The organism is Ruegeria sp. CF3, assembly GCF_056537365.1.
In genome coordinates this window covers 1-12,485 of sequence record NZ_JBQFRK010000012.1, presented here as the reverse complement: position 1 = coordinate 12,485, position 12,485 = coordinate 1, and the positions used below count along the sequence as shown (strand labels likewise).

Genomic DNA, 12,485 nt, shown 5'->3' with positions numbered 1-12,485 from the left:
GACCTCGGACACGGATTTTCAGATCGGGACGCGTTTTTTGACCACTCCGACTGAGAGGTATCAGTTGCAGGGTTTGCTGGTTGAGCAGGACGCCGACAACTGGTTGCGGTTCGACACCTATTCAGACGGTAATAACCTCTATGCCTTTGCTGGGATCACTGTTGATGGCGATTCCAGCCAGGCCTTCCGGACAACCATCTCTGGCGGCACTGCACCCTATCTTCGTTTGACGCGGAGTGGGGATGACTGGACGTTTGAATATTCGGTAGACGGCACCAACTGGGTGACGGCTGGCAGCTTCACGCATGCGTTGACCACAGCAAAGGCAGGGGTCTTCGCAGGTAATACTGGGAACGCTTCGGGGTATACGGCACAGGTCGATTATTTCGAGAACACTGCTGCCCCCATCGCGGATGAGGATGGTACCTATACACCAGTCAATCTTGCGCCAGATGCGGTGGATGACGGTCTGGTGACGCCAGTTGATGCGGCGCTAGTGATTGCGGCTGCGGCTGATCTGCTGGCCAATGACGGTGATCCGAATGGCGATACGCTGAGCCTGATCGATGTGACGCAGCCCACCAATGGCACACTGGTCGACAACGAGGATGGCACCTATACCTACACGCCGAATGCGGGGTATTCGGGAACAGATGATTTCACCTATACGATTTCAGATGGAGAATTCACTGATACCGCAACCGTAACAATTGCCGTCGGGAACCCGATCGATGTCTGGTACGGCCTGAACCAGAGCTTCGGCAACCCCGGAGAAGGGCAGACGGCGATCAACATCTTGGGCAATGTGGGCGGCAACGTGGAAACGCTGACCTATTCGCTGAACGGGGGGGGCGAGCAGACTCTTTTGATGGGAGCCGACACGCGGCGACTTCAGAACGAAGGCGATTTCAATATCGAGATCGATTTTGCAGAGCTCGACGCCACCAGCGCCGATGATGTAGTAACTATCACTGCCACGCTGGCCGGGGGTGCCATCGTGACCCGAGATGTGGTGGTTGAATACGAAATCGGTAATGCTTGGAGTCCCAATTACGACATCGACTGGTCTGCGGTGACAGAGGCGCAAGATGTGCTGCAGATCGTTGACGGCACTTGGTCCTGGGGCGAAAACGGTATCCGACCGGTTGATTTGGGATATGACCGGCTGCTGGTTCTGGGGGATGACAGTTGGGACAATTACGAGCTCAACGTGACCATCACCATGCATAATCTCAACAATGATGACCCAATTGGCGTAGGCGAAGCGTTTGCAATCGGAATGCTTTGGGGTGGGCACACCGAGCGATCTAACGATACCCAGCTTAACACGGGTTATGAGCCGGGTGCGGCGTTCTTCTATACAAACCAGTTCAGAAGCCACAGTTACCATGAATGGTCCGACCTGCTCGGTGCCCAGGGTTTTGATCTGGCAGAAGGTCTGTCTTACAATTTCACTGTGCGTGTCGAACAAGTGGCAATCTACGACCGCCAGTACAGCCTGAAGGTTTGGGAAGAGGGCACGACCGAGCCGGTGGATTGGACTTTGCAGACAATTGAGACATTCAGTCTGGATGAAGCTCCGGCCACCGGGTCGCTCTATCTTCTCGCCCATTATTACGACGTCACGTTCGGTGATCTCACTGTGACTGAGATCACCGGAGATGACATCATTCAGGGCGACGAGACCGACGAAGTTCAGGTTGCTGTCGATACCACCAGCGCTGCGCCAGGGCAAGGTGAGATCGATGTGTTTGTCGGCGCTGGCGGCGCGGATGTCTTTGTCTTCGGGGATGCGAACGGCACCTATTACGACGACGGGATCGGGGCTGATGCGGGCGAGGGTGATTATGGCTTTGTCTACGATTTCATCTCGGGCACCGATCAGGTGCAGCTGGCGGGTGTTGCCGCGGATTACGTGCTCAGCACCGATGCGCCGGGCCTGTCACCGGGCACTGCGATCTGGCGGGTGGGCGAGAATGGCGATGCTGACGAGCTTGTCGGCCTTCTGAACAGTGTCTACGGGCTGGATCTCAACAGCGATGATTTCATCTTCACGGATACGCTTCTGGTCTGAGAAAGGTGAAAAATCACCATATTTCCGCTAATTGGGATACGGTATCGAGTAAAATATTGTCAGTTTCCGGAGGAACGCTTCATTCCATAAAATTGGCCTATTTCTTTGTCAGAGTCTCTTTGGCAAGCTTACGATTACATTTGTGTTAACGGAGAATTTCCATGAAAGTTGCAATTCTCGCCGGGGGCAAGGGAACGCGTCTGGCAGAGGAGACCTCGGTCAGGCCCAAGCCAATGGTCGAGATCGGAGGTATGCCCATCCTGTGGCATATCATGATGACCTATTCCCATTACGGGTATAACGATTTTGCCGTCGCCCTTGGCTATATGGGCAATTACATCAAGCGTTACTTTGCGGAATACGGAACGCTGGCAGGCAATATCACGGTCAATATGGGACATCCTGAACCGGTGGTGCGCCACGATCAGGATCACGCGCCCTGGACCGTCGATCTGATCGAAACCGGTGGTGAGACTCTGACCGGAGGGCGCGTCAAGCGACTGCAGCCTTATATGGGCGACGGGACTTTCATGCTGACCTGGGGCGATGGCGTATCGGATGTGGACCTGCACAAGCTGCTTGCCTTTCACCGCAGCCACGGCAAGCTGGCGACGATCACTGCGGTGCGTCCGCCCGCGCGCTACGGTCATATGCGCTTTGAGGGCAACCAGGTTGTTGCGTTCGAGGAAAAGCCGCAGACAGCCGAGGGTCGGATCAACGGTGCTTTTTTTATCCTCGAGCCGCAGGTCTTTGACTATATCGAAGGCGATATGGTCATGTTCGAACATGCGCCGCTGGAGAATCTCGCCAGGGATGGTCAGCTGATGGCATATCCTCATGACGGATTCTGGGCGGCGATGGACACCCTGCGCGACAAGCACAATCTGCAAAAGCTGTGGGATTCCGGTGAACGCCCCTGGGCGGTTTGGGAGAAATAATATGCGTGTATTGGTAACTGGTCACCGTGGGTATATCGGTGTGGTGCTGACTCCCATGCTGGAGGCAGCCGGACATGAAGTAGCGGGGATCGACAGCGACCTGTACGAGCGCTGCACTTTCGCTCCGGGCGGAGAGATGCCGCAAGTGCCGACGATCCTGAAAGATATCCGCGATATCGAGGCAGCAGATTTGCTGGGCTTTGACGCCGTCCTGCATCTGGCCGCACTGTCGAACGATCCACTAGGCGATTTCCGACCCGAAACCACCTATGAAATCAATTATGAGGGCACGATGAACGTGGCCCGTGCCGCTAAGGCGGCCGGGGTGTCGCGGTTTGTGTTCTCGTCCTCCTGCTCGAACTATGGCGCGTCGGGCGCGGATTTCATCGACGAGACCGGGGCGTTCAACCCGGTGACGCCTTATGGTGAAAGCAAGGTCAAATCCGAACTGGCGCTGGCCGAGATGGCGGATGACACGTTCTGCCCGACCTTCCTGCGTTCGGCCACGGCCTATGGGGTCAGCCCGCGCATCCGGTTTGATCTGGTGCTGAACAACCTCGTCGCCTGGGCGGTGACCACGGGCAATATCCATATGAAATCTGATGGCACGCCCTGGCGGCCGATCACCCATATCGAAGATATCAGCCGCGCGTTTCTGGCGACGCTGGACACGCCGGTCGAAAAGATCCGCAACGAGGCCTTCAATGTCGGCGTGACCGAGCACAATTACCAGATCCGCGAACTGGCCGAGATCGTGGCCGATGTGGTTCCGGGTTGCGAGGTGACCTTTGCCGATGATGCTGGCCCCGACAAACGGTCCTATCGGGTGAACTGCGACAAGATCCAACGGGTGATGCCGCATTTCAAACCGCAATGGGATGCCCGCAAGGGCGCGCAATCGCTGTATGAATCCTATCTGGCGCAGGACCTGACGCTGGAAGAATTCGAAGGCCCCCGCTATCAGCGGATCGGCCATATCAAAAAGCTGATCGCCGATGATGTCATTGATGTGGCCCTGAAGCACACCGAAAATGGGGTGTCTTCGCGCACCCCTGAAAACGTGCAGGAAGCCGACCCTTCGGATTTCGTGGCCGACAGCGCCGGGGTCAATTGTATTTCCTGTAGCCACAAGGGGCTGGAGCCCATTCTCGATCTGGGCCTGATGCCCCGTTCGGACGGTCTGCTGGAAGAAAGTGGGCTGACGCATAAAGAGTCATTGGTCCCGTTGCGTTTGGGCTATTGTCCCGATTGCACTCTGGTTCAGCTGCTGGAAACCCGCCCGCCGGAAGAAATGTTCGGTGACGACTACGTCTATTTCTCGTCCTACTCCGAAGATCTGCTGAAGCATTCTCGCGAAAACGCGTTGGAACTGATCGAGAAACGCAAGCTCGGACCGGATAATCTGGTGGTCGAGATCGCGTCGAATGACGGCTATATGCTGCAGAATTTCAAGGGCGAAGGCATCAACGTTCTGGGCATCGATCCGGCCTCGCAACCCGCCACTGCAGCGCGCGAAAAGGGTATCGACACGGTGATCGACTTCTTCGGCACCCGCGTGGCCGGCGAATTGCGCGCACAAGGCAAACGGGCCGATGTCATCATCGCCAACAACGTGGTGGCGCATGTGGCCGACCAGAATGATCTGGTGGCAGGCATGGCCGAGCTGCTGGCCGATGACGGGCAGGTTGTGGTCGAATTTCCCTATGTCCGCGACATGATCGATTTCATCGAGTTCGACACGATCTATCACGAGCATCTGTGCTATTTCTCGGTGGGTTCGGCCAAAACGCTGTTTGAACGGCACGGGCTGTATCTGAACGATATGCGGCGGGTGCCAATCCATGGCGGGTCACTGCGGCTGTTCTTTGGCAAGACCGCAGCACCCACGCAGGCTGTTGCGGATATCCTGGCCGAAGAACATGAACTGGGTCTGGACCGGTTCGGTTACTACAAGACCTTCGGGGCCCGTGTCCGGGCCTTCCGCGATCAGGCGCGCAAACTGGTGGGCAATCTGAAAGCCGATGGCAAGCGCATCGCAGCCTATGGCGCGGCGGCCAAGGGCACGATCATGCTGAACTTTCTGCAGCTCAACGACCGGGCCATTGAATACGCGGTGGACAAGAACGTCCACAAGCAGGGCAAATACATGCCCGGCGTGCGTATCCGCATCGATGAGCCCGAAAGATTGATGGATGATAATCCGGATTATGTAATAATTCTGCCCTGGAACTTCCGCGACGAGATCATTCGCCAACAGCAGGCCTTCCTGCAGGCCGGCGGCAAGTTCGTTGTACCGATCCCGGAACTGGAAATCGTCGAATCCTGACGGCGGAGGGCATATTTATGACTGAACTGACCTCTTGCCCGGCCTGTGCCGGGCAGACCCTGTCAGAGATTTACCGGCTGGACGCCATCCCGGTGCAAAGCTGCATTCTGCTGGACACCGAGGATGAGGCGCGCAATTTCCCGCGCCATCCGCTGGTTCTGAAATTCTGCGACGATTGCGGCTTTGTCTTCAATTCCGTTTTCGATCTGTCCAAGGTCGATTACGCCTCGACCACCGAGGAAAGCCAGCATTTTTCCGGCACGTTCAACCGGTTTGCCCGCGAGCTGGCGACCGAGGTGGCCTCGCTTTATGATCTCAAGGGCAAGCGCACGCTGGAGATCGGCTGCGGCAAGGGCGAGTTCCTGCAGGAGCTGGCGGATCAGACCAGCACGATCGGTCTGGGCGTCGATCCCGGTTTCATCCCCGAACGCCTGCCCGGCGCGGATGGTCACGAGATCACCTTTCAGCGCGAATATTTCGATCCCGCCACCATTGCCGAGACCCCTGATTTCGTTGCCTGCCGTCACACGCTGGAACATATCCCCGAGGTCGGCCGGTTCATGAACGAGATCGCGCAGGTGATCGACGGACGCTCGGATGTTGGTGTCTTCTTCGAGACCCCGGATGTGTACCGCGTGCTTGCAGAAGGCGCCTTCTGGGACATCTATTTCGAACACTGTTCCTATTTCACCCTGGGCAGCCACGCCCGGCTGTTCCGGCGGGCCGGGTTCGATGTGACCAAGCTGTATCTGGCGTATGACGATCAATATATCATCCAGTACGCGGAACCGGCGGCGGGCCGTCCGGTGTTGGCGCAGGAGGATGATCTGGACGCGGTGCGCGCCCTGGCCGCGGCTTTCCCGCAGAAAGTGGCCGAGATTCGCGCCCACTGGACCGATTTCGTGCGATCGCGCCATGGTGCGGGCAAGCGGGTGGCCATCTGGGGCGGTGGCTCGAAGGGCGTGTCTTTCCTGACCACCAATGATCTGGGGGCTGAGGTGGCGCAGGTCATCGACATCAACCCGTTCAAGCAGGGCAAATACTTGCCGGGCACTGGGCATCTGGTTTCCAGCCCTGAAAGCCTAAAAGGCGCCCCGCCCGACACGGTGATCGTGATGAACCCAATCTACCTGCCTGAAATTGGCGCGCAACTGGCTGATATGGGCCTGAACCCGGAGCTTGTGGCGGTATGACCATAACCTTTCCCCTCTGCACCGCGGAGAACGCGCAAGATATCTTTCGGCTGGATCAGGTGCCGGTCATCTGCAACCAGCTCTGGCCTGATGCCGATGCCGCCCGCGCCGCCCCTGCCGGAACGGTGGATCTGAAGCTCTGCCCCGAAACCGGGTTCATCTGGAACGGTGCTTTTGATCCAGCGCGCATGGTCTATGCGCCAGGCTATGAGAACGCGCTGCATTTCTCGCCCAAATTCCAGGCCTTTGCCGAAGAACTGGCCGCTGGTCTGGTGGACCGTCACGGCCTGAAAGGCAAACATGTGGTCGAGATCGGCTGTGGCGACGGGCATATGCTGGATCTGATGGCCAAAAACGGCGTGGCCACCGCCACCGGGTTTGACCCCTCGATGGACGGACAAGAGACACCCTTTACCGCCCGCGACAATGTTGAGATCGTGGGTGAATATTTCCGATCGGATCAGCTGGACCGGCCCTTTGATGCCATCCTCTGCCGTCATGTGCTGGAACATGTGGATGCGCCGGTGCCGCTGATGACCGATATCCGCCGCGCCATCGGGGATCGCGATGTACCGATCTATTTCGAGGTACCCAATGCCGGGTGGATGTTGGATGCGGTGTCCATGTGGGACGTGATCTATGAACATGTGGGCTATTGGAGCGCGCCTGCCATCACCACACTGTTCCGCCGCACCGGGTTCGAGCCGATCTCGGTCTCTGCTGGTTATGGTGAGCAATTCCTGATGGTCGAGGCCAGACCCACCGCGCCCCAGCCCGAGTATCTGGATCCCGGGGCTGCCGATATCGCCCGCGCCGCCCATGCCTTTGGCCAGGCCGCCACTGCGGAACTGGATCGCTGGCGCGACCGGCTGTCAGGGTTTGAAGGCAATGTGGTCATCTGGGGCGCGGGCTCCAAGGGGATCACATTCGCCAACGCCCTGGGCGACGCGGCCCGACCGCTGGCGGCGCTGGTCGATCTGAACACGCGCAAGCACGGGCTGGTGGCCCCCGGCGTCGCCCTGCCGGTGATCGCCCCCGAGGCCCTGCCCGGTGTCAGCCCCGATCTGATCCTGATCTCAAACGCGCTTTACGAGGCCGAGATCACCGAACAGGTGCGCAGCATGGGCCTGAACCCGGATTTCGCTGTCATCGCGGGATAGGATATGGCGGTCGAGCACAAGAATATCATCGTCTCCAAAAAACTGGTTGCGATCAACTCGCTCAGTTCGGTGGCTGCCAAGATCGTGAACTTTCTAGTGCTGATGTGGGTCTATCAGTACCTTCTGGCGCGCCTGCCTGCCGCGGAATTTGCGGTTCTGCCGGTCGTTACATCGCTTATGGTATTCGCCCCGCTGTTTTTCTCGTTTTTTACCGGCGGAGTCAGCCGATACATTCTGGACGCCTATGCCAAGGGTGACTTTATCGAAGTCCGGCGGATCGTATCATCTCTGTTTCCGACCCTGCTTATGGCGGCAGGCCTGTTTGTTCCGATTGGTCTGATATTGGCCGCCAATTTCGAGAAGATTTTTAACATCACGCCCGGCATGGTTGGTGACGCCCGCCTGATGCTGAGCCTGCTCGTTATCAGCTTTACCCTGCAAATGCTCATCATCCCGTTCACAACGGCCTACCCGGTTCGACAGCGTTATTTTGAGCTGAAAATGTTAGAAATCCTGCGCGATTTCCTGCGCGCGGGCCTGACGATTTACTTCCTGCTATCGCTGGGTGCATCAGTGGTCTGGGTCGTAGTGGCCACATTCATTTCCGAGATGGCATTCACAGCTATTACCCTGATGCGATCCCTGCGCATGGTTCCCGAACTGAGAATGCAGCGGGAGCTATTCAGCTTGGCAAAGGCGCAACAACTGATTTCGTTCGGGATGTGGACGACATTGGGGCGCCTAGGCGCGATCATGTACACCAATGCCGCAACTCTGTTGCTCAATCTCTACGGAACCCCTGTCGGTGTCACGAACTATCATATTGGCGCCACCATTTTTCGGCAGATGCAAAGCACCGTCAGTCTGGCTGCCTTACCACTGCAGCCCGCCATCACTGCCATGAATGCGCTCCAAGACCGTGAAAGGCTGGCCAATACCGTTCTGCGTGCGGGGCGATATACGCTTTGGGCCTCAATGGCAATTGCCACGCCTTTGTCGATTTATGCCGATATTTTTATTCATCTCTATCTCGGCCCGGAATATACTCAGGCCGCACTGATCCTTGTTCTGTTCATGGTCATTTTTCCGTTCTCGCATGCCACGGTGCTACTGCCGATCACAGCAATGGCAACCGCTCATGTACGTGAATTCAACCTGCCCGCCTTTCTGTTCCAATTGGCCGGACTGATCCTGATGTTGGTCCTGCTTGACGGGTTCGGGCTCGGTGCCGTGGGGGTAACAGCGGCGTTGACCATTATCACCATCGTGGCCCAGCTAAGCTATTTCTGGGGTTTGTGCCTGCGATTAATCCACGTACCGTTTCGGCTGTTTGCCAAAAGCGTTCTGCTGCGTGGCCTCATGCCCGCGGCCTGCGGGGCTGTGACTTGGGGCGGGCTGCGGTTGCTGAAAACACCTGACAGTTGGGAAGAGTTGGTATTTTTTAGTTTTGTAGGTGGAGTAGCTTATCTGGCCATATTGTTTGGCTATGCCTGTGACGCAAGCGATCGTCTCTACCTGAGAAAGATTATGGGGCGTGCATGATCATGCCACAGTATGACGTTAGAGTATGCTTGGAACATTCGGCGTTAACGGATCCCTGGAGGCGGTATTGTGAGTAGTGTTTTTATAGGTTTACCCGTTTACAACGGTGCTGAATTTCTTGAGGGCGCATTGCAATGCCTAGCACAGCAGACATACTCCAACTTTCGTGTACTGATCGCCGACAACGCCTCGACCGATTCAACCAGAGAAATCTGCTGCCGCTTTGCCGCAAAAGACCCTCGTTTTGTGTATCATCGTCATCCACAGAACCGGGGGGCCGCGCCGAATTTCAATTTCTGCGTCGAACAGGCTCAAGGCAACTATTTTAAATGGATGGCGCATGATGATCTGTGCGAACCGGAATATTTAGAAAAATGTGTCGCAGCACTAGACCGAGACCCGGGGGCCGTTCTGGTCCAAACCCGGGTCAAATGTATCGACAACGCCGGCCACATAACCGGGCGCTATGAAAAAGAGTGGGATTTCAACACACCTGATCCGATCGACAGGTTCGCGCGGGCAATGGCTCTGAACCATTCCTGTGTAACGGTTTTTGGCGTTATGCGGCTGGACGTGCTCAGAATGACACCGGCCATTGCGCCCTTTGTCGGATCGGATAGATCCCTTCTGGCCGAACTGACTCTGCACGGAAGGCTGGAATACGTTCCTGAGGAACTGTTTCTTTGGCGAGACCACAAAAACCGATCGGTCAGGCTCAAGACACGACGCGACAAGCTGACATGGTTCGACGCTACAGCCAAAAACATTCTGCCCGCGCTTTATTCACAACAATTCTGGGCCAGTCAGAAAGCCATCATGCGCACTGCACTTCCCCCAAAGGCAAAGGCACGGGCCTATGCAAAAACTCTGCAATGGGCCGCCGGGAACTATCGGGTGTTTCTGACCGACCTACGATCTTTGGGCGGAGCCGTTGTACGAGGATATAACCCATGACCAATACCCTATCTGCACAAGAACGCGACAAACACGCCACCTTGCCACAGGCTCCGGAGCCTGTGGCAGCCGTCACGGTATCCGTCATTCTGCCGACATATAATAGGGCGGACAGTCTGAAGGCGGCCTGTGAAAGTGTCTTGTCCCAATCCTACAGGGATTTGGAACTGATCGTTGTGGATGATGCTTCCACCGAGGACGTCATGTCGGTGGTCAAAAACCTAAAAGATACTCGGGTGCGTTACGTTCGCCATGACACAAACACTGGTGTTTCAAAGGCACGCAACACGGGCCTGACACATGCCCGGGGCTCGTATGTCGCCTTTCAGGACAGCGATGATCTTTGGTTGCCGGGCAAACTGGCCCGCCAGTTGACGTTTTTTGAAACACTGCCTGCGGATGTCGGCGTGGTCATTGGTTCAAAAATCCTTTACGGTCGCGATGCGGACCGCACATATGGCTCAGGTAAAGTGACCTGCGCACCATCTCCAAGTCAACCTCTCAAGCTTGAAGAGGATCAGACACGTAGATTTCTGGAGAGCAACCGTATCAGCCTGCAAAATGCAGTTTTTCGTAAAGACTGCTTTCCCGGTGAAGAATGGTTTGATCCCTGCGCCAAGGCGAATGCGGATTGGGAATTCACTTCGCGCCTGGCTCAGCACACACGCATCTATGAAGACCCTGAGCCGGTTGTCCTAGCCTTTGTATCCGATGACAGCATTTCCACAAATTTCCGAAAAAAGGGACTGGGGCTTGCCAGAATACTGAAAAAGAATCGACTGGTTCTGGAAGAATACCCGGATGTTTATGCACGTAATCTAGTCAAATTCGCTAGCCTGACTTGGCGTCTCGGCAAAAAACGAACGACCCGCCGTCTGCTACTTGCAGCGTTACGGCGTCAGCCTGTAGCAACCCTCTGCGCCCTTGCCTCGCGGATCATCAACAAACTGGCATAGGGCCGACACGTCTTTTTCAAACAGAACAGAGTTATTTCATGATTGGCGTAGTTATTCTGACATATCGATCTGCGGATGTAATTGAAGCCTGCCTCCGAAGTCTCTGGGCTTCAGAATATACTAATATACGAACTATAGTATGCGATAACAATTCACCGGATGAGACGGCTGATATCGTGCGCAATTGGGCCGCGTGTAGTCAGGTCTCGTTTGTCGAAAAACGAGCATCCGAAGCCACTGTATCTGAACACTCACAATTTACATTGCTGCACACGGGCGGCAATCTCGGTTTTGCAGGCGGGGTCAATGCGGGTTTGAAGTTCCTGATGCAGGATTCCGAAATAGATCTGTTCTGGATATTGAACCCCGACTGTGAGGTTCTGCCAAATACAGCCAGCGTATATGCCGATTGTGCCGCCAAGGCGGGCCCTTTTTCTCTTATGGGGGGGCGTATTTATTATCTTGGCCCCCCGCGTAGGATTCAATCAGATGGAGGGCGCGTGTTTCCTTGGTCGGGAATCTGCGAAAGCATCAATTCCGGAAAACAGGACCACGAAGCAGTCCTGCCGGACGTCACCAGCGTCGATTTCATCACAGGCGCCAACATGGTGGCTTCGCGCACTTTCATTGAGCGCGTCGGGTTTATGGTTGAGGATTATTTTCTCTATTACGAAGAAGTCGACTGGGCTGCACGGCGCGGAGAATTGCCGTTAATGTTATGCCCTAAAGCAGTAGTGCTTCACCATGGAGGAACCGCCATCGGCACAGGCACCCCGTCCCGTCGGCCATCACCATTTGCAAATTATTTTAACACCAGAAACCGGATGCGCTTCATGCGTCGGTTCAGGCCTTTTGCCTTACCAACTGCCTGGTCGCTTTCGATGCTGCGAGTAGGAAAACTTCTGGCTCTTGGAGCGCTGGACGAAGCCTGGGCCGCCTTTTGCGGACTGAATGGCCTGGCTCCGCCAAACTCAGTACGCGAACGAATCGCGCCCGAAGATCAGGGGCGGGCGTTTTCACCCGCACAAAACCGACACTAAGGGCCATAGGTTATAAGGTTTTTAACAGCGGGATTAATTACAAAACATAATCCCAGATTAAACCCTTCTGAATACTACACACTTCCCTGTCTTCGCTGCCTGTAAGAATCTATTCGGATTCAAGGGCATTTGGTGTAAACTTTCGAAGTTTTTAGTGTTTTGTTTAATGAGGTAATAGGGTGTCCACATCTCTATTTGACAGCGGTCCACATGATTTTACCGGGAATGTATCGGGTGCGGTGGTGCTGGCCCATGATCCCGCCTATCTTTTGCCTGATGGCGCGCTGACCTTTACCTTTACC

Annotated in this window: 9 protein-coding genes; all 9 read left to right on the top strand. The window is 55.9% G+C overall.

The annotated features are described in order from the left end of the window. On the top strand, window positions 1-2,074 hold a 2,074-nt coding region (locus tag ACR0KC_RS22175; RefSeq protein ID WP_480796377.1), incomplete at its 5' end, for a cadherin-like domain-containing protein. A 161-nt stretch (window positions 2,075-2,235) separates the two neighbouring features. Next, window positions 2,236-3,012 (top strand): glucose-1-phosphate cytidylyltransferase, encoded by a 777-nt coding sequence (gene rfbF / locus ACR0KC_RS22170; RefSeq protein ID WP_170734188.1) that lies wholly within the window; start codon window positions 2,236-2,238, stop codon window positions 3,010-3,012. A 1-nt stretch (window position 3,013) separates the two neighbouring features. Then, complete coding sequence (locus tag ACR0KC_RS22165) at window positions 3,014-5,338, top strand: NAD-dependent epimerase/dehydratase family protein (protein ID WP_480439584.1); 2,325 nt, start codon at window positions 3,014-3,016, stop codon at window positions 5,336-5,338. Between the two features lie 17 nt (window positions 5,339-5,355). Then, on the top strand, window positions 5,356-6,531 hold the full coding sequence (locus ACR0KC_RS22160; protein WP_480707739.1) for a class I SAM-dependent methyltransferase: 1,176 nt from the start codon (window positions 5,356-5,358) through the stop codon (window positions 6,529-6,531). Beyond that, a complete protein-coding gene (locus ACR0KC_RS22155; RefSeq protein WP_480707740.1) occupies window positions 6,528-7,691 on the top strand; it encodes a class I SAM-dependent methyltransferase in 1,164 nt (387 codons plus the stop codon). Before ACR0KC_RS22160 ends, ACR0KC_RS22155 begins: the two co-directional genes overlap by 4 nt. Window positions 7,692-7,694: 3 nt before the next feature. Then, window positions 7,695-9,233: a lipopolysaccharide biosynthesis protein gene (locus ACR0KC_RS22150; RefSeq protein ID WP_480707742.1), complete on the top strand. Its 1,539-nt coding sequence runs from the start codon at window positions 7,695-7,697 to the stop codon at window positions 9,231-9,233. Window positions 9,234-9,302: 69 nt separating this feature from the next. Beyond that, complete coding sequence (locus ACR0KC_RS22145) at window positions 9,303-10,187, top strand: glycosyltransferase family 2 protein (protein ID WP_480707744.1); 885 nt, start codon at window positions 9,303-9,305, stop codon at window positions 10,185-10,187. Then, a complete protein-coding gene (locus tag ACR0KC_RS22140; RefSeq protein WP_480707746.1) occupies window positions 10,184-11,143 on the top strand; it encodes a glycosyltransferase family 2 protein in 960 nt (319 codons plus the stop codon). The genes ACR0KC_RS22145 and ACR0KC_RS22140 overlap by 4 nt, the downstream gene beginning before the upstream one ends. Before the next feature lie 38 nt (window positions 11,144-11,181). After that, window positions 11,182-12,183 (top strand): glycosyltransferase family 2 protein, encoded by a 1,002-nt coding sequence (locus ACR0KC_RS22135; RefSeq protein WP_480707748.1) that lies wholly within the window; start codon window positions 11,182-11,184, stop codon window positions 12,181-12,183. Window positions 12,184-12,485: the final 302 nt, after the last annotated feature.